This is a genomic window from Pandoraea cepalis, assembly GCF_902459665.1.
GTDB lineage: Bacteria > Pseudomonadota > Gammaproteobacteria > Burkholderiales > Burkholderiaceae > Pandoraea > Pandoraea cepalis.
The window spans coordinates 383,457-403,877 of record NZ_CABPSL010000002.1; the positions used below are offsets into that span (position 1 = coordinate 383,457).

A 20,421-nucleotide genomic window follows, 5' to 3' on the forward strand; every position below is an offset into this window, starting at 1 on the left:
AGCGCATTGACATGGCGCATCGATAGCGTCTCTTGGTAAAGTCTTGACATGCCCCTACGGTTCATAAGGAAAACTTTGAGATGCGCCGCCTGAATCTGGATCAGCTTCACACGTTTTCCGAAGTCCTCGACGCGGGGAGTTTCTCCGCGGCCGCCGCGCGGCTCGATCTGTCGCAGCCCGCCGTGAGCTTGCAGGTTCGTCAGTTGGAACAGCGATTGAACGTCCGACTGGTTGAGCGCGTGGGCAAGCGGCTCAAGCCGACGTCCGCCGGGCTGACGCTGCTGGACCATGCCCGCCGCATCGATGCTGTCGTCGAAGACGCCATGCATGCGCTGTCCAGCCATGCGAGCGGCGAAGTCGGTGAAGTGGCGATCGGCACCGGAGCGACCGCCTGCATTCATTTGTTGCCGCCGATACTGCGAGCGATGCGCAAGCGCCACCCGATGCTCGACATCCGCGTGAGCACCGGGAACACCGACGACGTGGTCGCCGCCGTGACCGAGAATCGGCTCGATATCGGTCTTGTCACCTTGCCCACTGCCGGGCGCAGCCTGCATATCACGCCCGTATTGCGCGACGCGTTCGTCGCCATCGCGTCGGCCGGCGACTCGCACTGGGCGACGGAGGTCACGCCGCAGATGCTCGCCGCGGCACCGATGGTCGCGTTCGAGCCGGGGAGCAGCACCCGGTTGTTGATCGACGAATGGTTTCTCCAAGCGGGATTGCGCGTGCGGCCAGTCATGGCGCTGGGCAGCGTCGAAGCCATCAAGGAAATGGTGGCGGCCGGCTTGGGTTACAGCATCGTGCCCAGGCTTTCCGTCAACGCGGCGCACTACCGGCGGGGCTTGCGTGTCTCGACGCTCACGCCGGGGTTGACGAGAACGCTTGCGGTCGTCATGCGCCGCGACAAACCGCTGACACCGGGATTGCGCAGGGTCGCGTCGGCACTTGAGGCGTTGGGCGATGCCGCCTGATGGCGATGTGATGGCAACGCGGAAATGATCGGTAATTCACGGTAAATCAGTTTGCGGCCCGGTCACGTAGAATTGCCAACCGTGACCGCATAAAGATAGGACTACCATGCGAGAATACGGGAAATTTGCCGGAAATCATTGAGAAGCGCGCAATTCGCAATGCACCATCACCTTTATCGATATGAAGGGCTGCTCGGTGCCGGCTCGGTCGATGCACTTGACGCCGAGTTTCAGAAGCTGACGCAATCCCTGGGATATGAAGCGTTGTTCTATGCGCCGCTGTCACCGCGTCGCGAACGGGAGGCGGCTGCCTTCCAGATGGGGGACCAGCGCATTACCTCGCAGGGAATGCCTGGCCGGCACATTTTCACGACGTTTCCGGCCGCCTGGATCGAGCGCTATCAAAGCGTGGGATATGCCGAAGTGGATCCCGTATTGATTGCCGCGAATTTGTCGCCGCTGCCGATTCTCTGGCGAACCTTCCTCGCACAGGCGAATCCGCACCCCATCTTCGCGGACGCGCGCGCACACGGCCTCGGGTCCGGGGTGTCGATTCCGATCTACGGTGCGACCGGCGAGCGCGCGATCTTCAGTGCCGCGACGGCCGCGTCGCCGGAAGCCTCGGCCGAGCACGAAGCGCGCATGCTCGGAGAGATTTATCTGACGGCAGTGTATTTTCACCAGGCGATTCAGCAGCTCGACATGCAATGGGTGGCGAGTCGCAGCACCGGCAAGCTCAGCCCGCGTGAGATCGAAAGTCTGCTGTGGGCGGCACGCGGCAAAACCGCGTGGGAGATCGGTTTGATTCTGCGCATCTCCGAGCACACGGTGACGTTTCACCTCAATAACGCCAAGCGCAAGCTCGGTGCGGTCAATCGGCACCAGGCCATTGCCGCGGCGATCAGCAGCGGGGCGATATCACCCTGAGGCATCGTCGATGCCGTCATCTCCCGTGAGCGTCCTCGACGTAACGCTCGCGCGGCCGCTTCGCCTGCCATCCCCGCCCCGCTTTTGTTTCGTTTTCGCGTAATTCCTTCATCGGATTGCGAGGATTTCACCGCGTTTGTGAAACAGTGTGTTGTCGCTTTAGGGCTGGTTCATTAATGAGGGAAAACTATAATTTACCTATGGCGAAAACTGATTGAGTGCGGTTTTCGTGTCCATACGTAACCGATGAACGATAAAAGGAGTTTTCCATGAAAAAGAACCTGTTGAGCGCTGTCGCCCTCGTTGGCTTGACGATGGCTGCCGGCTCGGTATTCGCCGAAGGGCAGGCGCAAACGACCGGTGTCACCCGCGCCCATGTGCGCGCCGAACTTCAGGCAGCCCGTGAACTGGGTCTCTCGCCGGTGACGGAATTCAACTTCCCGTACACCTATGAGCAGTCGGTCCAATTGCAGAACCTGACGGCCCAGATCGAAGCGCGCAATCAAACGGCGACCCCGGCCGCCAACTGAAGGTGAAGCGATAACCGTCGACAGGTTATCGATGGCAGTGCCTGGATTCGCCGACGGCCCGCCTGACTCGCCACCGAGTCCCGCCTGCGCCGTGCGAATCACCCCACCGACGCCGCAGCGCGTCCTACCACAGCCCCGCCCGAGGATTCGTTCCCGACGGGGCTTGTGTGTTTCTGGAGGCACGGCGTCGCGAAGACGCCACCTGCCTCATCTCAACGGGTGGATACTGAAGATGCCGTGGAGGTTGCCGGCGTGTTGTTGCTGCCGGCCGTCTCATGGGATGCCGTCGGCGACGCCTTCTCGTGACTTGCATTCGCGGCACTCGATTGCCAGCCACCGCCCAACGCCAGGAACAGATTGACCTGGTCCAGCGCGACTTGTGTCTCGGAGGCGGCCAGCGCGGCCTCGGCACTGGCGTGCGTGCGCTCCGCGTCAAGACTCGTCAGATACGGCGCGCGACCGGCCTGGTAGAGCTTGTGGTTCTGTTCGGCGGCGGTGCGTGATTTGTCGCGGGCATCGCGCAGGGCGTCGTCGCGCTGCAGCTCACGCGTGTATGCCGAGAGTGACGTCTGTGTTTCTTGCAGGGCCTTGAGCACGACGCCGTCGAAATGCGCGAGCGCGGCATCCGCCCCGGCTTCCATGCCCTTGATGTGCGAACGCACGCCGTTGGTCGGCAGCGACCACGTGATCATCGGTCCCACGCTCCACTGCTCGGTGCGGCCTTGCCCGAAGTGTTCCAGGACACCGCTCGCCCCGATCGACGCACCAATGCGAATCGACGGGTAGAGGTCTGCCGTGGCGACACCGATCTTTGCCGTGGCGGAGGCGAGTTCGCGCTCGGCCTGACGCACGTCGGGGCGGCGCTTGAGCAGCGCCGTGCCGTCGCCGACCGGCAGCGGTTGCGCGAGTTGAGGAATGCGGCGGCATTGCGCCGCGCTTGCGTCGAGCGTGCCCGGCACCTTGCCGAGCATGACGGCCAGTCGGTACGTCGCCGCGTCATGCTGCGCCTGGAAGCGCGGCAGGGCGGCACGCAAGGTGTCGGCCTGCGCTTGCGCTCGCAGCAGATCGGTCGGCTGATCGCGCCCGGCGTCGACGAGCTTGCGCGTAATCGCGACGCTCTTTTCCTGCAACGCCAGTTGTTCGTTGGCAATGTCGAACTCGTGGTTGGCGGCGCAGCCTTGCACATAGGCGCGCACCGTTTCGGCGGCCACGCTCACACGCACGACGTCGAGGGCCGCCTGACTGGCTTCGGCGGCGGCCAGCGCGGCTTCATCGGCGCGCGCGAGTTTGCCGAAGAAGTCGATCTGATACGAGATGGACAGGGCGGCGGCGGCCAGATTGACCACCGGCAATTTTTCTTCCTTCAGGAAGCTCTCGCCGGAGATCTGCGCGCGTGCGGCTTCGGCTTGCACGCCGCCTTGCGGCAGATTCTCCGATTCGACTTCGTGGTACATCGCGAGCGCGCGCTGCACGTTGGCGGCGGCCACGCGAATGTTCGTGTTGGCGGCCAGCGCCGTTTTCACGAGTGCGTCGAGCTTGGGGTCGTCGTAGAGTTGCCACCAGTCGTCGGGCACGGCGCCGATCGAGACACCGCGTTGCGCTGCGTTCGCGATGGGGCCATTGGCTTCGGGCGAGCGCATGAGCGCGTGGTCCGGAAGATGATAGTCAGGCCCGACGGTCGTGCAACCGGCAACGAGCGCGGCGGCCACTGCCACGGCGCTCATCAGGCATACGCGTGATTTCACCGCTGGGCTCCCGGTTGGGCGGACTTGGCCGACGTGGCCGACGTGACCGACGAAGGAGATGGCGTCGACGGTTGCGATTGACCGGCGGTGTCCTGCTGACCTTCCACGACCGTCACGGTCGCGGTGCGCCCGGCGACCAGGCGCATGTCCTTGGGCACATCGTCGAGCGCAATGCGCACCGGAATGCGTTGGGCGAGACGCACCCAGTTGAAGGTCGGGTTGATGTTGGGCAGCATCGACGCACCGCTCGTGCGATCGCGATCCTCGATGCCGGCGACGATGCTCTGGACATGACCGTGCAGCACCTGGCGCTCGCCCATCAGACGCACCTCGACCTTGTCGCCGATGTGGATGCCGCGCATCTTCGTTTCTTCGAAATAGCCTTCCACGTGCAGCGAGTTGGCATCGACCATCGAGAGCACCGGGCGGCCGGTGCTGACGTAGTCGCCAACCCGTGGCAGGCGATCGTTCAGGTAGCCGTCGGCGGGCGCGAGCACCCGGGTGCGCGCGAGGTTGAGTTTCGCCAATCGCACGGCGGTTTCCGCCTGGGCGAGCGCCGCCTCGCCCGATTCGACCTTGGTCTGGCCGGCTTCGACGACTTCCTTGGCGACCACTTCCGTCAATTGATGGTTGCGTGCATTTTCGCGGCGCGCCTGTGCGAGCGTGGCGCGCCGCGCCGCGACGTTGGCCTCGGCCTGCTGCACTGCCAGCGTGTAGCGCTCGGGGTCGATCACGAACAGCAGATCGCCACGGTGCACCGGCTGATTGTCCTTGACCTCGACATCGGTGATGAGGCCGGAGACGTCGGGGGCGACCTGCACGATGTCGGCGCGAATGCGGCCGTCGCGTGTCCAGGGGGCGACGGTGTAGTAGTCCCACAGATGCAGCAGAACGAACACCGCGATGCAAGATACCGCGAGCGTCAGCGCGACGGGGCCGATGGAGCGAAATTTCAGTTTCATGGTTGGCAGGCGTGCGCGATGGCGACAATGCCGCCCAGCGCGATGATGTACACAGCAAGGTTAAACAGGGAACGGTGCCAGACGAGCTTGTAAAAGCCCAGGCGCGCGAGTACGAAGCGCAGCGCGCCGGTCAGGACGAAAGCCACGACCATCAGCACGAGCAGCGTCGGTACGAACACGCCGTAGATATCGATCTCTCCGCTCATTGAGCACTCCCGGGGCGTGTGGTGGGGAACAGCGCGACGTGGATGTCCATGAGCGACGCGCGCGCGCTGCGCGACGCCTGGTCGGTATGCGCCACCATCGAGCGCACGGCACCCAGCAGTTTGTCTTGCAGCGTGGCGTCGGGGATGCTGACCGATTCGTCGAGCCGCGCCTGATAAAAGCGCGCCACATCGGTGAGCACGGCCTCAACGGCGTCGCGCTGCGATGCACTGAGATGCGGCAACTCTCGCTGCAACGCCAGCGCCGAGAGTTCGACGCGCACTTCGGTAAAACCATCGCTCGACGTTTCGCTCTCGCTCGCCGCCAGGCGCGGCACGAGCTGGCCCAACCGATCGAGCAGACGCGTGCGCAGACGGTTATGTTGGGCAACGGAGCGCCCGAGCGCGTTGCGCGCGATGTCACGCCAGCTCGAATGGATCAGTCGCCGCATGGCAACGCGCGTACCGAACGGGCGCGTCTGCAGTGTCCAGAGCAAGGCGAACAGCACGCCGGCCAGTCCGGCGAGATTGCCGTTGAAGAACGCCTGGAAGTCGGCGCTGTATCCGCCCTGAATGCCCACGAAGCTCGCCGTATTCACCGCGACGAGCATGGCCACCATCGTGAAGCGCGGTTGTGGAATCAGCGTGCCCAGCAACAGATACGGAATGGCGAACAGCGCGACGAGCAGCCCGAAGTCGTGCGCATTCGTCAGGATGAAGAACACGTACACAGCGGCGAACACCACGCACACGGCTGTCGCCCAGAAAAACGAGCGGATGAACGGCGCGGGCTCGTCCATCGCGGCGAAGAAGCAGCAGGCCACGGCACCGAGCGAGACGCCGGCGGCGCCATCGTTCCAGCCGGTGTAGATCCACGCCATGCCCATGAGGAACGTGCACAGTGCCGCCGACACCGTCGAGAACAGCAGCAGACCATGGTCGTAGTGGCGCGCGCCGCCCAGCTCCCAATGCTGGAAGGCGGGCGTCCAGTCACCCTCGCCCTCGTGATGCTCGCGCTGACCGAAGCGGCGCTGCAGCGACGCGCAATCCTGCCAGAGCTGTACAAGCGAGCGCAGACGGTCTTCGGTGGCTGCGACCAGGGCACCATACCAGTCCGACGCCTCGCCGGCCGATGGCGCCGGACTCAGTAAATGCGCCGGGGCGGGCATTGGCGCACCGCGACGCAGCCAGGCGACCACGTCGGCCATCTTGGCTTCGAGCGCCCCGGGCGCGCCGCTCGGATGCTCGCGCAACGCCTGCACGAGCGACGCGACCGTCGAGAGCACGGGCATCATCATCGTCATGCGCCCGCGCAATTCCTGCGCATCGCGCACGCGTTCGGACGTGTCGGCGTCGTACGAGAGCTGGCTGATCAACTGGTCGAGGGCCAGAATGTCGGCCGCCATGCGGTGCCGGCTCATGTGGCGCGTTGCCTTGCCGTCGGGGTCTGCCGAGAGCATGTCGGTCGTCCAGCGCGCGGCGTCGGTCAGCCAGCGCGCCGAGCGGTCGTGCAGGACCTTGGCCACGCTCGTGGGCAGGACCACGGCGCCGACCACGCTTGCACAGACGATGCCGAGGATGATCTCTTCGGAGCGCGCGACGGCGATATCGAAGATGACGCCAGGCGTGTTGACGGCCGGCAGGGCGATCAGCGGCAGCGTGTACGAGGCGAGCAGGAACACATAGCTGCGCGGCGAGCGATGCAGCAGCGAAATATAGAGCAGCGTGCCGGTCCACAGCCCGACGGCCGCCATCAGCAGCTCGGGCGTGTTGACGAGCGCCGGCACGAAGACGACGGACGCCGCGGCGCCGAGCAGCGTGCCGAACACGCGATACAGTGCCTTGGAGCGCGTGGCGCCCGTGAGCGGGTGCGACACGATATAGACGGTGGCCATCGCCCAGTACGGACGCGGCAGGCCGAGCGCGAGCGCGATGTAAAGCGCCAGCATCGAGGCGAGGAACGCCTTGATCGAGAAAATCCAGTCGCGGGAGGAAGGCCAGGTGAGCACGGTTTACTTCTTGGGGGGAGCCAGTGCGAGGATGGACCCATCGGGGCCCGCTGCGCGAGAGAGCACTTCGAACACGCGCAACACCGCTTCGAAATCCTCGCGCGGAATGTCGGCGAACACCTTCGCGCGCAACTCGCTGAGTTCGATTTCGAGCTTTTCGGCAAGCGCTTCGCCCGCCGCGGTCAGTCGCAGCGCATTGGCGCGGCGGTCGCTTGCGTCGACTTCGCGCAGCACGAGACCGGCCCCGCACAACTGATCGAGCAGCCGTACCAGCGACGCGCCTTCGAGCCCGACATATTCGGCAAGCTCGACCTGACGCACGCCCTGACCCAGCCGGCGGATGAACAGCAACGGGCCGGCGCTCGCCGCCGAAATACCGTATTCGGCGATCGCGCCTTGCGATAGCTGGCGCCATTGTTTGCCGGCCAGCAGCAGATGGCTCGTAAAGACAAAGCGGAGCGATTCCAGGGAGGTCATGAGAAAGATTATATGTTAACTAATAATTAGCATGCTAGTTAATAGGGTATTGCGTGTGATAGCGATGTCGCGGGAAACCCAAGCCTGTATTGGGTTTTCGGGAGATCGTCGCGCGCCTTGACGGCGCTTCGGCGGACGATTTCGGCGCCGTTCGCCTGTTTTATTTTTGGTGAAGCGATTTCAGGCGCCCTGGCGAGCGTGCCCGTCGTCTGCGCGTTCTCCCTCGCTTTCTCCATCGGGCGGGCCGCCTGCCGCCTCGTCGATCCGCTTCATGTTGTCGAGCAATTTGAGCAGATAGTGCAGCGTGTGCGTCATGTCTCCCGTCGAGAATTCATCGAGCGCCTGCGCGTAATAGTCATGAATACGCGGGACCGCCTCGCGGTGCCAGACCGCATGCCCATGCTCGGTCATGGTGATGCGGCGCGATCTCCGGTCACGGCCGTCCGGTGCGCTCGCGATATGGCCGTCGCGCTCCATACGGCCGATCAGGCCCGACAGATTCTGGCGACTCACCATCAGATAACGCGCGAGATCGCCCACACTCATGCCGTCGGGCACCTCCGGGCGCGAGAGGGCACCGAGGACGGCCCATTGCTGCGTCGTCAGGCCCAGACTTTCCACTGCTCGTGTACCTGTTTTATGCAACATGTTGGCGCATTGATAGAGGCGGAAGAACAGCCGGTTCGCCAGCTCCATGCGCGTTATTTTCGTATTATTGCTAGGGTTTTCCATATCAATTTCTCCGCTTTCGCGTGCTTGCGCATCGTCGAGGTCGCGTCTAGTATACGTCAACATATTGACGTAATTTTATCGATGGGCCGGGATCTCCAAGGTCAACAAGGATACCGCGCCCACCTGTGACTCTGGAGGCGAGACATGCGGCGATTCGAGGGCAAGACGGTCATCGTGACGGGCGGTGGGGGCGGGATAGGCGGGGCGACGTGTCGCCGTTTCGCCAGTGAGGGCGCGGCGGTGGCGGTATTCGACCGCGATCTTGCGGCGGCCGAGCGCCGGGCGGGCGACATTGTGGCAGCGGGCGGACGTGCCCAGGCATTCGCATGCGACATCACCGTGCGTGATCAGGTCGATGCCGCCGTCGCTGCGGCATCGGCGGCGTTGGGGCCGGTGGATGTCCTGGTCAACAACGCCGGTTGGGACATTTTCAAGCCCTTCACCAAGACGACCCCGGCGCAATGGGAGTCGCTCATCGCGATCAACCTTGTGGGGGCGCTGCATATGCACCACGCGGTGTTGCCCGAGATGGTGGCACGGCGCAGCGGACGCATCGTAAACATCGCGTCGGACGCGGCGCGCGTCGGGTCGTCGGGCGAAGCGGTGTACGCCGCGTGCAAAGGTGGGCTCGTCGCGTTCTCAAAGACGCTTGCCCGCGAGCACGCGCGCCACGGCATCACCGTCAACGTGGTGTGCCCGGGGCCGACCGATACGGCGCTCTTTGCCGATTACAAGGAAGGCGCGGGCAATCCGGAAAAGCTGGTGGAAGCGTTCACCAAGTCCATTCCGCTCGGCCGCATCGGCCAGCCGGACGACCTGCCGGGGGCGATTGCCTTCTTCGCGAGCGACGACGCCTCGTTCGTCACCGGTCAGGTGCTGAGCGTATCGGGCGGCCTGACCATGTGCGGTTGATCCCGACTATTTCCCGATCTCTCTTATCGATATCACCATTGGCGCGCGTCGCGGCTTTCAGCGATACCCCACGACAGCGAGCGACGCGCAGCGGCAAGGAGCGACACCATGCAATACGAAGACATCCTGTATGAAGTGCGCAACGGCGCGGCGTGGATCACGATCAACCGTCCGGACAAGATGAACGCCTTTCGCGGGCGTACCTGCGACGAACTGATTCATGCCATCAACAAGGCCGGCTACGACCGCGAGATTGCCAGCATTGTGCTTGCCGGCGCAGGTGAGAAAGCATTCTGCACCGGGGGCGATCAGTCGGCGCACGAGGGGCAGTACGACGGACGCGGCACCATCGGGCTGCCGATGGAGGAACTGCACAACGCCATTCGCGACGTGCCCAAACCCGTCATTGCCCGCGTGCAAGGCTATGCCATCGGCGGCGGCAACGTGATCTGCACCTTGTGCGACTTCACGATTGCGTCCGAGAAGGCCGTGTTCGGGCAGGTCGGCCCGAAGGTCGGCTCGGTCGATCCGGGCTTCGGTACCGCATTTCTCGCGCGCGTCGTCGGCGAGAAGAAGGCGCGTGAGATCTGGTATCTGTGCCGTCGCTATCCAGCGGCGGAAGCGCTGGCGATGGGTCTCGTGAACACGGTCGTGCCGCACGATCAACTCGACGCGGAAGTTCAGAAATGGTGCGACGAGATTCTGGAGCGCAGCCCGACGGCGATTGCCATTGCGAAGCGCTCGTTCAACATGGACACGGCGCAACAGGCGGGCATCGCGGGCATGGGGATGTACGCGCTCAAGCTCTACTACGAGACGGAGGAGTCGCGCGAGGGCGTGCGTGCATTCCAGGAGAAGCGCAAGCCCGAGTTCCGTAAATACGCCAAATGAGCGAGGCGAACGCGATGCAGAATCCGTATCTCGACGACGATCTCGTTGCGCTGGCCGAGCACACGCGGCGATTCGCCCAGGCGCGAGTCGCCCCCGGCTTTCTCGAGCGTGACAAAACACGCGTGCTCGATCGCACGCTCATGCGCGAGATGGGGGAACTTGGCCTGATCGCGCCGGAGCTGCCGGAAGCCTTCGGTGGGCAGGGCATGGGGCGTCTCGCGGCGGGCGTGATACACGAAGCAATTGCGCGCGCGGACCTGAGCCTGTCGTATGTCAATCTGCTGGCCTCGCTCAATGGCCAGATTCTCGCGGCGCATGGGCAGCCTGAAGTCGTTTTGCCTTGGCTGCGCAAGCTCACGCGCGGCGAGACGTTGCTCGCGATCGCACTCACCGAGCCGCGCGGCGGGTCGGACGCCGCCAACTTGCGCATGCGGGCCGAATTCGACGGGACACATTACGTGCTCAACGGAGAAAAGACCTCTATCTCCGCCGCCGATCAGGCCGACGCCGCCGTTGTGTTCGCGCGCACAGGCGACGTGGCGTCGGGGGCACGTGGCATCTCGGCGTTCCTCGTGCCGCTCGACTTGCCGGGTATCACTCGGCAACGCTTCGATTGCCATGGGCAGCGTGCCATCGGCCGCGGCTCGCTGTTCTTCGAGAACGTGAAGATCCCGGTCGACCACGTACTGGGCGCGCCGGGCGAGGGCTTCGTGCAAGTGATGCAGGGCTTCGACTTCTCGCGCGCGCTCATCGGCTTGCAGGTGCTGGCCGTCGCCCGCGCCTCACTCGACGAGACTTGGGAATACGTGGCCCAGCGCGAAGCGTTCGGCAAACCGCTGTCGGCGTTTCAGGGCGTCTCGCATCCGCTGGCGGATTTCGACACGCAGGTCGAAGCGGCGCGTCTGCTCTGTCTTCAAACGCTGTGGCTCAAGGACCGCGGCCTGCCGCACAGCGCCGAGGCGGCCATGTGCAAATGGTGGGGGCCGAAGCTCGCTTACGACGTCATCCATCAATGCCTGCTGATGTTCGGCCATGGCGGTTACGACCGGGGCGTGATGGAGCAGCGATTGCGCGACGTGCTCGGTTTCCAGATCGGTGACGGCACCGCGCAGATCATGAAGACGATCATCGCGCGCACGCGCGCCGGCCGGCAGGCAGTGCCGGTTTGACCGGCCGGCGGCTGGATGACATCCGCGACAGCATAGGAGACGATGCGATGGAGTTCGATGCGGTATTGCTTCCCCCTCGACGTGAGCACAGTGTGGCGCGCGGCTGGTGGCCCGAGCGCACAATCAACGACGCGCTCGACGCGGCGCTCGCGGCATGGCCCGACAAGGTGGCACTCACGGCGGTCTCGACGGCCACCGGGCAGACCACGCAACTGACCTACGCCGCGCTCGCCGATGCGGCGGAGCGTCTCGCGCTGGGCCTGTTGCGACGTGGCGTCGGACGCGGCGACGTGGTCGCGTGCCAACTGCCCAACGGCTGGCCGTTCGCGGTGACCTACCTGGCCTGCGCCCGTATCGGCGCGGTGCTCAATCCCCTCATGCACATCTTCCGCGAGCGCGAGCTGTCCTTCATGCTGCGCCATGGCGAGGCGAAAGTGTTCATCGTGCCGCAGCAGTTTCGCGGCTTTGATCACGCGGCGATGGCGCGCGCGTTGCAGCACGAGCTTGACGCGCTCCGGCATGTGATCGTCGTCGGGGAGGCTGCCGCAGAGGAGAGTTTCGACGCCGTGCTCATGGCAGGCGAACCTGCGGCGACCGACGCGGAGCGCGCGCAGATGCAGGCGTCCCGCGCGCGTCCGGACGACGTCATGCAATTGATGTACACGTCCGGCACCACGGGCGAGCCGAAGGGTGTGATGCACAGTGCGAACACCACGTTCTCGAACATCGACGCTTACGCGCAGCGCATGCGCCTCGGTCGCGACGACGTGATTCTGATGGGCTCGCCGCTCGCGCACCAGACCGGCTTCATGTACGGCCTGATGATGCCCATCATGCTCGGCGCGAGTGCGGTCATGCTCGACGTGTGGGACCCGTCGAATGCCGTGCGTCTGATCCAGGCGCACGGGGTGACATTCACGATGGCGTCCACCCCGTTTCTCACCGATCTGACCAAGACGGTGGCGGCTGGCGGCGAGACTGTGCCGAGCTTGCGCGCGTTCCTGTGCGCGGGGGCACCCATTCCCGGCCCGGTGGTCGAGCAGGCGCGCAAGGTACTCGGCGCGAAAATCGTGTCGGCGTGGGGCATGACCGAGAACGGCGCCGTGACGCTAACACGCCTGGAAGACGACGACACGCGCGCCTCCACGACGGACGGTTGTCCGCTGCCGGGTGTCGAGCTACGCGTGGTCGACGTGGACGATCATGACCTGCCCACAGGCGAAACCGGCCGTTTGCTCGTGCGCTCGTGTTCGAATTTCGGCGGCTATCTCAAGCGCGCGCAATGGAACGGCACCGACACCGCCGGGTGGTTCGACACGGGCGATATGGCGTGGCTCGACGCCACAGGCTACGTGCGCATCGCCGGTCGCAGCAAGGACGTGATCATTCGGGGAGGCGAGAATATCCCCGTCGTCGAAATCGAGGCGCTGCTGTACCGCCATCCGGCGGTCGCGACAGTGGCCATCGTGGCCTATCCGGACGAGCGGCTCGGCGAACGCGCGTGTGCGGTGGTGGTGCCGCGCCCCGGGCAGTCGATCGATCTGCCCGCGCTCACCGCCTTTCTGGCGTCGCACAAGGTCGCCCGGCAGTATTGGCCGGAACGGCTCGAAGTGCGCGAGGCGCTGCCGACCACCCCCACGGGTAAGATACAGAAATTCAAATTGCGCGAGATGCTGCAGACGGGCGAGTGAAAGCCCGCACGCGGCGCGGCGTACTTCAAGGATGAAAGGTCGATGACATCGAAGGGACTGGATAGCGAATCGTTCGAGCTGTTGCTCGCCGCAGTGCAACGTTTCATTCGCGAGCGGCTGGTGCCGGCCGAGAACGACGTGGAAGAGCACGACGACGTGCCGGCCACGCTCGTCAATGAGATGAAGGAGATGGGCCTGTTCGGCCTGTCGATTCCCGAGGCATTCGGCGGCATCGGCTTGTCGATGACGCAGGAAGTGCGCGTGGCCTATGAGTTCGGGCAGACGTCGCTGGCATTTCGCTCGGTGTTCGGCACCAACGTGGGCATCGGCTCACAGGGCATCCTGATGGACGGTACCGAAGCGCAAAAGCGCGACCTGCTGCCGCGCGTGGCGAGTGGGGACCTGATCATGTCGTTCGCGCTCACGGAGCCGGACGCGGGATCGGACCCGGCCGCGCTCAAGACACGGGCCGTACTCGACGGCGACACCTATGTGCTCGATGGCGTGAAGCGCTTCATTACCAACGCACCGCGCGCCGGGGCGTTCACGCTGATGGCGCGCACGGGCGGCGAGGGCGCGGGCGGGATCTCGGCGTTCATCGTGCCGGCCGACACGCCGGGCCTGTCGCTGGGCAAGCCCGACAAGAAGATGGGGCAGCGCGGAACGAAGACGTGCGACGTCGTGCTGCAAGGCGCGCGCGTGCCGGCGGCGAACATCATCGGCGGCGAGGCGGGCAAGGGCTTCAAGACGGCGATGAAGGTCCTCGACCGTGGGCGCTTGCACGTGGCGGCGCTGGCGTGCGGCATGGCGCAGCGAATTCTCGACGAGTCCGTGGCCTATGCACGCGAACGCAAGCAATTCGGGCAGCGCATCGGCGACTTCCAGCTCGTGCAGGCGATGCTCGCCGACAGTCAGGCGGAACTGTACGCCGGATGGTCGATGGTGCAGGACTGTGCCCTGCGTTACGACGCGAAGCCCGAAGGCAAACGCGACGCCGACGTCAGCACGCGGGCCTCGTGCGCCAAGCTGTTCTGCACCGAGATGGTTGGGCGCGTGGCCGATCGTGGCGTGCAGGTGCACGGCGGCGCGGGCTACATCAACGAATACAAGGTCGAGCGCTTCTATCGCGACGTGCGACTGCTCCGTCTCTATGAAGGCACCACGCAAATTCAACAACTGATCATTGGGCGCGCCCTGATGCAGGACGATTGAGGTCGCGCGCACCGCTGGCGGTGCGCCGACTCGTACACGCGGCGCATCATGCTGGTGCGCGTGATGTCAGGGCCGCACCGCCTTGCACTGCTGCGGTGCAACAGATTCCACTCGATTTTCGGGCATTTCCCATAGACAAACCACCTGTTCTGCGTTGACCAGCAACGCTTTGTCGAACTTTCTGCGTCACTTGGCATGCTTGTTGCATTAGTGTGTGTGCCAGCGGCAAAGACGTCGCCGGCCATGAATTCCGGTACGGCGTCAGGCGAGAGCGCCTGCGACGTACCCACAGGACAACGGCGTCCCTCCGTGCTTCGGCACGGTCGGACGCCGTTTTGTTTTTCGGGCGCTGCAAGCGCTGCAACAGGAGAAGACAGCATGCGCAAACCTCGTCTGGTCGTCATCGGCAACGGCATGGCCGGCATCCGCACGCTCGAAGAGCTGCTGGAAATCGCACCGCATCAGTACGACATCACCGTATTCGGTGCCGAGCCGCATCCGAACTACAACCGGATCCTGCTCTCGCCGGTGCTCGCCGGCGAGCAGTCGTTCGCCGACATCGTGCTCAATCCGCTCGACTGGTATGCCGAGAAGGGCATCACGTTGCATCTGGGCAAGGAAGTCACGCAGATCGATCGACCGCGCCGTGTCGTGCGTTGCGCCGACGGCACCGAGGCGCCGTACGACCGTCTGTTGATCGCCACCGGCTCCAGCCCGTTCATTCTGCCGGTGCCCGGCAAGGATCTCGATGGCGTGATCAGCTATCGCGACATTCGCGATACCGAGATCATGATCGAGACGGCGAGCATGAAGCGTCATGCGGTTGTGATCGGCGGCGGTCTGCTCGGCCTGGAGGCGGCCAACGGTCTCAAGCTGCGCGGCATGGACGTGACCGTCGTGCATCTGGCCGAGACGCTGCTCGAGCGCCAACTCGACAGTACGGCGGGCAAGCTGCTGCAACAATCGCTCGAAGCGCGCGGTCTCGCGTTCCGACTGTCGCATCAAACGGCAGCGATTCTCGACGACGGCAACGGCAGCGTGCGGGCCGTGAAGTTCAGCAACGGCGAAGAAATCGACGCGGACCTCGTGGTGATGGCCGCAGGAATTCGGCCGAATACGACGCTGGCCGAAGCGGCCGGTCTGTATTGCGCCCGTGGCATTGTCGTGTCCGACACGCTGCAAACCTACGATCCGCGCATCTACGCGGTGGGCGAATGCGTGAGCCATCGCGGCGTAGCCTACGGTCTCGTGGCCCCGCTGTTCGAGCAGGCCAAGGTCTGCGCCAACCACCTCGCGCTCATGGGCATCGGCAGCTATCGCGGCTCGGTGCTGTCGACGAAGCTCAAGGTCACGGGCATCGACCTGTTTTCGGCGGGCGACTTTCTCGGCGGCGAAGGCACCGAGGAGATCGTGTTGTCCGATCCCGCGAGCGGCGTCTACAAGAAGCTGGTGATTCGCGACGACAAGCTCGTCGGCGCGTGCCTGTATGGCGACACGGCTGACGGCGCCTGGTACTTCAAGCTGTTGCGCGACGGGCGTGCGCTGGGCGAGTTGCGCAGCAGCATCATGTTCGGCGAGTCGAGTGTGGGCGACGTCGGCACGCAAGGGCAGAACCGCGCGTCGGCCATGTCCGATACCGATGAAGTGTGCGGCTGCAACGGCGTGTGCAAGGGCACGATCGTCAAGGCGATCACCGAGAAGGGCTTGTTCACGCTCGATGAGGTCAAGAAGCATACGAAGGCTGCCAGCTCGTGCGGTTCGTGCGCCGGGCTGTGCGAACAGATCCTGATGAGCACGCTGGGCTCGACCTACGACGCGACACCGAAGGAGAAGGCGGTGTGCGGTTGCACGGATCTGTCGCACGCCGACGTGCGTCGCGCGGTGCGTGAGCATCACCTTACGTCCCACCGTGCCGCCTTCGACTTCCTCGAATGGCGCACGCCCAACGGGTGCGCCACGTGCCGTCCCGCGCTGAACTACTACATGCTCAGCACGTGGCCGAAGGAAGCCGTGGACGATCCGCAAAGCCGCTTCGTCAACGAGCGCGTGCACGCCAACATCCAGAAGGACAACACGTTCTCCGTCATCCCGCAGATGAAGGGCGGCGTGACGAACCCGAGCGAGCTGCGCCGCATCGCCGACGTGGCGGACAAGTACCAGATTCCGATGGTCAAGGTCACGGGCGGTCAGCGTATCGATTTGCTCGGCGTGAAGAAGGAAGATCTCGTGAGCGTCTGGCGCGACCTCGGTATGCCGTCGGGACACGCCTACGGCAAGTCGATCCGCACTGTGAAGACGTGCGTGGGCAGCGAATTCTGCCGCTTCGGCACGCAGAACAGCACGCAGATGGGCATTGATCTGGAGACCATGCTCGCGAACATGTGGTCGCCCCACAAGGTCAAGCTGGCCGTGTCCGGCTGCCCGCGCAATTGCGCCGAGGCCGGGATCAAGGACGTGGGCGTGATCGCGGTCGACTCGGGGTGGGAGCTGTATGTCGGCGGCAACGGCGGCATCAAGACCGAAGTCGCGCAGTTCCTCGTCAAGGTGAAGACCGCCGACGAGGTCAAGGAGTACACGGGCGCGTTTCTCCAGCTCTATCGCGAGGAAGCCTATTACCTCGACCGCACGGTGCATTACCTCGACCGGGTGGGCCTCGACTACGTGAAGCAACGCGTGGTGAACGATGCCGCCAATCGTCGCGCGCTGTACGAACGGCTGCTCTTCTCGCTCGATGGCCTGCCCGACCCGTGGCAAGCGCGCATTAACGGGGCGCAAGCCAATGAATACCGTCCGCTGACCTCGACCGTGCCGGTGAGCGTCGAGCCCGCGACTGCCTGAGGAGAACACCATGACGCAATCCAAACCGATCTGGCTGCATGTCTGCGACGTGGACGCGATTCCGCGCCTGGGCACGCGCGTGCTGACCCATCCGAGCGGCGACATCGCCCTTTTTCGCTCAGAGAGCGACAAGGTCTTCGCGCTGCGCGACAAGTGCCCACACAAGGGCGGTGCGCTCTCGCTGGGCATCGTGCACGGCGAGAAGGTCACGTGCCCGCTGCACGCCTGGAACATTGACCTGACGACCGGCGAAGCCTGCGCACCCGATGTGGGCTGTGCAGAGCGCTTCGCCGTGCGGATCGACGCGGGCGAGGTGTATGTGTCGCTCGACGAGGCGATCGGTACCGAGGTGAGCGCGGCGACGGCTGCCGCTTGACCCGCTACCCCCGCCCCCCTGACCCCTCGCGATTGCCGGAGCCCCCCATGACAACCCTCACGCAAACCACCTGCTGCTACTGCGGCGTCGGTTGCGGCATGCTCGTCGAGAGCGACGGCGAGCGCATCGTCGATGTGCAGGGCGACCCGGCGCATCCGGCGAACTTCGGGCGTCTGTGCAGCAAGGGCATGACGTTGCCGCTCACCGCGCAGTCGCTTGCCGGACGCGTGCTGACGCCCGAGCTGCGCACCACGCGCGACGCCGAGCGCGCGCCCGCCAGTTGGGACGACGCGCTGGAGACGGTGGCGTCGCGCTTCGCCGACGTTATCCGTCGGCATGGCCCGGACGCCGTCGCCTTTTACGTGTCGGGACAGTTGTTGACCGAGGACTACTACGTCTTCAACAAGCTCGCCAAGGGGCTGGTGCGCACCAACAACATCGACACGAACTCGCGACTGTGCATGTCGAGCGCCGTGAGCGCCTACAAGATGGCGCTCGGCGCAGACGGGCCGCCCACCTGCTACGACGATCTCGAAGCGGCCCGCACCGTGCTGTTCGCCGGCAGCAACATGGCCTACGCGCACCCGGTGCTGTTCCGTCGACTCGAAGCGGCCAAGGCGGCCGATCCGTCGATTCGCTGGATCGTCGTCGATCCGCGCCGCACCGATACGGCGGCGATGGCCGATCTGCATCTGGCCATCGTGCCGGGCACCGACGTTGCGCTCTTTCACGGCATGCTGCACCACCTGATCTGGGAAGGACGCATCGACCGGCGCTACATCGACGCCCATACCGAAGGCTTCGATGCCCTCAAGCAGATGCTGCGCGGCTATACCCCGCAACTGGTGGCCGACATCTGCGGCATCGAAGAATCGGCGTTGCGTCAGGCGGCCGACTGGTTTGGCGAGAGCCCGGCGGCGCTGTCGCTTTATTGCATGGGGCTGAATCAATCGAGCCACGGCACCGAAAAAAATCTCGCGCTCATCCATCTGCATTTGGCCACCGCGCAGATCGGACGCCCGGGCGCCGGGCCGTTTTCGCTCACCGGTCAGCCCAATGCGATGGGGGGGCGTGAAGTGGGCGGGCTGGCGACCATGCTCGCCGCGCATCGCGAGATCGGCAACGCGGCGCATCGCGCCGAGGTCGAGCGCCTTTGGGGCGTGCAGGGGCTGTCGGACCGGCCAGGCCTGCCCGCTGTGGAGATGTTCGACGCCGTGCGCGACGGCCGTATCAAGGCGATCTGGATCGCGTGCACGAACCCCGTGCATTCGATGCCGGACAGTGAGCGCGTGCGTGAAGCGCTCGCCGCTGCGGAGTTCGTGGTGGTGCAGGAGGCGTTTCACCAGACCGACACCGTTCCTTATGCCGACGTGCTGCTGCCCGCAACGAGCTGGGGCGAGAAGGCGGGCACGGTCACGAACTCGGAGCGGCGTATCTCGCGCGTGCGGGCCGCCGTCTCGGCGCCGGGAGAGACCCGGGCCGACTGGTGGATTGCCAGCGAGGTCGCCCGGCGTCTTGCACCCAAGCTCGACGCGTCGCCCGAACCGTTCGCGTTCTCGTCCATCGAGGCCATCTTCGACGAGCATCGCGCGCTCACCGTGGGACGCGACCTCGACATCGGCGGTATCGATTACGCGTTGCTCGAGCAGCGCGGACCGCAACATTGGCCGTTTCCGGCCGGCGCGGCGCAAGGCGTTGCACGCCGCTACGAGGACGGCGTGTTCGCTACGAGCGACGGCCGTGCACGTTTTCATGCGTTCGAATACCAACCCGTGGCCGAGCCGATCAACGCCCGCCATCCGCTGCGACTGATTACCGGCCGCCTGCGCGATCAGTGGCACGGCATGAGTCGTACGGGGCGTGTGGGGCAGTTGTTCGAGCACGCACCCGAGCCGGCGCTCACCCTGCATCCGGCCGACGCGGCGCGTCGCGGCCTGCGCGCGGGCGATGTCGTGCGGCTATCGAGCCGTCGCGGCGAGCGGGTGTTGACGCTGGTCGTGAGCGACGACGTCGCCTCGGGCACGGTGTTCGTGCCGATGCACTGGAGCGGGCAGTTTCTCGGCGGCGGGGGCGTGAACGACACGACCCTCGGCGCCGTCGACAAGTATTCGAAGCAGCCCGAACTGAAGCACGCCGCCGTGCGTGTCGATCCGCTCGCACTGCCGTGGCGGGTGGCGGCGGTGCGGCGCGGCGACGCCCTGCAATTGCACGCGGCGGTGCAGCCATTGTTGTCCGAGCGGCGCTTCGCGACGGTGCGCCTGGAGGGCGACGACCGGATCGTGGTCATGGCCGCCGACAGCGAGCCGGACGCCGATTGGCTGGAGCGCCTGCACACGGCGCTGGCTCTGCCGCGCGACGAATCGCTGCTGGAGTATCGCGATGCGCGCCGGTCGATGACCAAACGCGTGGCATGGTGCGATACCTTGATCGATGGCGTGCTGGTGGCGGGCAGTGAAGCCGATGTCGCCGCGTCGACGTCGCTACTCGCGCGTGTTCGCGAAACGTCTCCCTGGACGCGCGCGCGCCATGCGGTCTTTGTGGCCGACAGCGGGCCGGCGGTGCCACGCGATCGCACGGTGTGCCAGTGCAAGTCCGTGACGGCGTCGAGCATCAACGCGGCGATCGGTGCGGGAGCGGACGTCGCACAGCTCAAGGCGAGGCTCGGCTGCGGGACGGTCTGCGGCTCGTGTGTGCCGGAGTTGCAGCGCATGTGCGCGGCGCCGCTCAACGCTGCGACGCAGCCGCGCGCGACGAATGTCGCTTGAGCCCGGGA

General features: G+C 65.2%; 17 protein-coding genes. 11 read left to right on the plus strand and 6 right to left on the minus strand.

Going from position 1 to position 20,421, the window contains the following annotated elements; genetic code table 11:
• Nucleotides 1-80 precede the first annotated feature (80 nt).
• The 3 genes from PCE31106_RS06140 (at nucleotide 81) to PCE31106_RS06150 (ending at nucleotide 2,431) form a co-directional block, all read left to right on the plus strand.
• Nucleotides 81-974, plus strand: a complete 894-nt coding sequence (locus PCE31106_RS06140; RefSeq protein WP_150562709.1) for a LysR family transcriptional regulator — start codon at nucleotides 81-83, stop codon at nucleotides 972-974.
• 159 nt (nucleotides 975-1,133) lie between these two features.
• The gene (locus PCE31106_RS24150; protein WP_150562710.1) at nucleotides 1,134-1,901 is read left to right on the plus strand and encodes a LuxR family transcriptional regulator; all 768 of its coding nucleotides are present in this window, start codon (nucleotides 1,134-1,136) and stop codon (nucleotides 1,899-1,901) included.
• Between the two features lie 269 nt (nucleotides 1,902-2,170).
• Nucleotides 2,171-2,431, plus strand: coding sequence for a DUF4148 domain-containing protein (locus tag PCE31106_RS06150; protein WP_150562711.1), 261 nt, complete (start codon nucleotides 2,171-2,173; stop codon nucleotides 2,429-2,431).
• A 212-nt stretch (nucleotides 2,432-2,643) separates the two neighbouring features.
• Here PCE31106_RS06150 and PCE31106_RS06155 read toward each other — a convergent pair whose 3' ends face one another.
• From PCE31106_RS06155 to PCE31106_RS06180, 6 genes are all read right to left on the minus strand, one after another.
• Nucleotides 2,644-4,155 carry an efflux transporter outer membrane subunit gene (locus PCE31106_RS06155; RefSeq protein ID WP_017233911.1) on the minus strand — a complete coding sequence of 504 codons (1,512 nt, stop codon included), beginning with the start codon at nucleotides 4,153-4,155 and terminating at the stop codon, nucleotides 2,644-2,646.
• A gap of 17 nt (nucleotides 4,156-4,172) precedes the next feature.
• Nucleotides 4,173-5,138 carry an efflux RND transporter periplasmic adaptor subunit gene (locus PCE31106_RS06160; protein ID WP_150562712.1) on the minus strand — a complete coding sequence of 322 codons (966 nt, stop codon included), beginning with the start codon at nucleotides 5,136-5,138 and terminating at the stop codon, nucleotides 4,173-4,175.
• A complete protein-coding gene (locus PCE31106_RS06165; protein ID WP_017233909.1) occupies nucleotides 5,135-5,344 on the minus strand; it encodes a DUF1656 domain-containing protein in 210 nt (69 codons plus the stop codon). Before PCE31106_RS06165 ends, PCE31106_RS06160 begins: the two co-directional genes overlap by 4 nt.
• The gene (locus tag PCE31106_RS06170) at nucleotides 5,341-7,350 is read right to left on the minus strand and encodes an FUSC family protein (RefSeq protein WP_150562713.1); all 2,010 of its coding nucleotides are present in this window, start codon (nucleotides 7,348-7,350) and stop codon (nucleotides 5,341-5,343) included. Before PCE31106_RS06170 ends, PCE31106_RS06165 begins: the two co-directional genes overlap by 4 nt.
• 3 nt (nucleotides 7,351-7,353) lie before the next feature.
• On the minus strand, nucleotides 7,354-7,827 hold the full coding sequence (locus PCE31106_RS06175; RefSeq protein ID WP_130026726.1) for a MarR family winged helix-turn-helix transcriptional regulator: 474 nt from the start codon (nucleotides 7,825-7,827) through the stop codon (nucleotides 7,354-7,356).
• Nucleotides 7,828-8,007: 180 nt separating this feature from the next.
• Entirely contained in the window at nucleotides 8,008-8,523 is a 516-nt protein-coding gene (locus PCE31106_RS06180) for a MarR family winged helix-turn-helix transcriptional regulator (protein ID WP_017233906.1), read from the minus strand.
• Nucleotides 8,524-8,703: 180 nt separating this feature from the next.
• Here PCE31106_RS06180 and badH point away from each other — a divergent pair, with 180 nt between their 5' ends.
• The 8 genes from badH (at nucleotide 8,704) to PCE31106_RS06220 (ending at nucleotide 20,413) form a co-directional block, all read left to right on the plus strand.
• Entirely contained in the window at nucleotides 8,704-9,471 is a 768-nt protein-coding gene (gene badH, locus PCE31106_RS06185; RefSeq protein ID WP_017233905.1) for a 2-hydroxycyclohexanecarboxyl-CoA dehydrogenase, read from the plus strand.
• Between the two features lie 108 nt (nucleotides 9,472-9,579).
• A complete protein-coding gene (gene badI / locus PCE31106_RS06190) occupies nucleotides 9,580-10,362 on the plus strand; it encodes a 2-ketocyclohexanecarboxyl-CoA hydrolase (RefSeq protein WP_130026724.1) in 783 nt (260 codons plus the stop codon).
• The gene (gene aliB, locus PCE31106_RS06195) at nucleotides 10,359-11,531 is read left to right on the plus strand and encodes a cyclohexanecarboxyl-CoA dehydrogenase (protein ID WP_017233903.1); all 1,173 of its coding nucleotides are present in this window, start codon (nucleotides 10,359-10,361) and stop codon (nucleotides 11,529-11,531) included. The genes badI and aliB overlap by 4 nt, the downstream gene beginning before the upstream one ends.
• 47 nt (nucleotides 11,532-11,578) lie before the next feature.
• The gene (gene aliA / locus PCE31106_RS06200; RefSeq protein WP_150562714.1) at nucleotides 11,579-13,222 is read left to right on the plus strand and encodes a cyclohexanecarboxylate-CoA ligase; all 1,644 of its coding nucleotides are present in this window, start codon (nucleotides 11,579-11,581) and stop codon (nucleotides 13,220-13,222) included.
• Nucleotides 13,223-13,264: 42 nt separating this feature from the next.
• Entirely contained in the window at nucleotides 13,265-14,434 is a 1,170-nt protein-coding gene (locus tag PCE31106_RS06205; protein ID WP_017233901.1) for an acyl-CoA dehydrogenase family protein, read from the plus strand.
• Between the two features lie 378 nt (nucleotides 14,435-14,812).
• On the plus strand, nucleotides 14,813-17,272 hold the full coding sequence (gene nirB, locus PCE31106_RS06210) for a nitrite reductase large subunit NirB (protein WP_150562715.1): 2,460 nt from the start codon (nucleotides 14,813-14,815) through the stop codon (nucleotides 17,270-17,272).
• Nucleotides 17,273-17,282: 10 nt separating this feature from the next.
• Nucleotides 17,283-17,648, plus strand: a complete 366-nt coding sequence (gene nirD / locus PCE31106_RS06215; RefSeq protein ID WP_150562716.1) for a nitrite reductase small subunit NirD — start codon at nucleotides 17,283-17,285, stop codon at nucleotides 17,646-17,648.
• 47 nt (nucleotides 17,649-17,695) lie between these two features.
• Entirely contained in the window at nucleotides 17,696-20,413 is a 2,718-nt protein-coding gene (locus tag PCE31106_RS06220; protein WP_150562717.1) for a nitrate reductase, read from the plus strand.
• The last annotated feature ends 8 nt before the right edge of the window (nucleotides 20,414-20,421 follow it).

Excerpts from the sequence above, each read along its gene's own strand:
- PCE31106_RS06140 (WP_150562709.1), top strand. The coding sequence starts at position 81 with ATGCGCCGCCTGAATCTGGATCAGCTTCACACGTTTTCCGAAGTCCTC.
- PCE31106_RS24150 (WP_150562710.1), top strand. The coding sequence starts at position 1,134 with ATGCACCATCACCTTTATCGATATGAAGGGCTGCTCGGTGCCGGCTCG.
- PCE31106_RS06150 (WP_150562711.1), top strand. The coding sequence starts at position 2,171 with ATGAAAAAGAACCTGTTGAGCGCTGTCGCCCTCGTTGGCTTGACGATG.
- PCE31106_RS06155 (WP_017233911.1), bottom strand. The coding sequence starts at position 4,155 with ATGAGCGCCGTGGCAGTGGCCGCCGCGCTCGTTGCCGGTTGCACGACC.
- PCE31106_RS06160 (WP_150562712.1), bottom strand. The coding sequence starts at position 5,138 with ATGAAACTGAAATTTCGCTCCATCGGCCCCGTCGCGCTGACGCTCGCG.
- PCE31106_RS06165 (WP_017233909.1), bottom strand. The coding sequence starts at position 5,344 with ATGAGCGGAGAGATCGATATCTACGGCGTGTTCGTACCGACGCTGCTC.
- PCE31106_RS06175 (WP_130026726.1), bottom strand. The coding sequence starts at position 7,827 with ATGACCTCCCTGGAATCGCTCCGCTTTGTCTTTACGAGCCATCTGCTG.
- PCE31106_RS06180 (WP_017233906.1), bottom strand. The coding sequence starts at position 8,523 with ATGGAGCTGGCGAACCGGCTGTTCTTCCGCCTCTATCAATGCGCCAAC.
- badH (WP_017233905.1), top strand. The coding sequence starts at position 8,704 with ATGCGGCGATTCGAGGGCAAGACGGTCATCGTGACGGGCGGTGGGGGC.
- badI (WP_130026724.1), top strand. The coding sequence starts at position 9,580 with ATGCAATACGAAGACATCCTGTATGAAGTGCGCAACGGCGCGGCGTGG.
- aliB (WP_017233903.1), top strand. The coding sequence starts at position 10,359 with ATGAGCGAGGCGAACGCGATGCAGAATCCGTATCTCGACGACGATCTC.
- aliA (WP_150562714.1), top strand. The coding sequence starts at position 11,579 with ATGGAGTTCGATGCGGTATTGCTTCCCCCTCGACGTGAGCACAGTGTG.
- PCE31106_RS06205 (WP_017233901.1), top strand. The coding sequence starts at position 13,265 with ATGACATCGAAGGGACTGGATAGCGAATCGTTCGAGCTGTTGCTCGCC.
- nirB (WP_150562715.1), top strand. The coding sequence starts at position 14,813 with ATGCGCAAACCTCGTCTGGTCGTCATCGGCAACGGCATGGCCGGCATC.
- nirD (WP_150562716.1), top strand. The coding sequence starts at position 17,283 with ATGACGCAATCCAAACCGATCTGGCTGCATGTCTGCGACGTGGACGCG.
- PCE31106_RS06220 (WP_150562717.1), top strand. The coding sequence starts at position 17,696 with ATGACAACCCTCACGCAAACCACCTGCTGCTACTGCGGCGTCGGTTGC.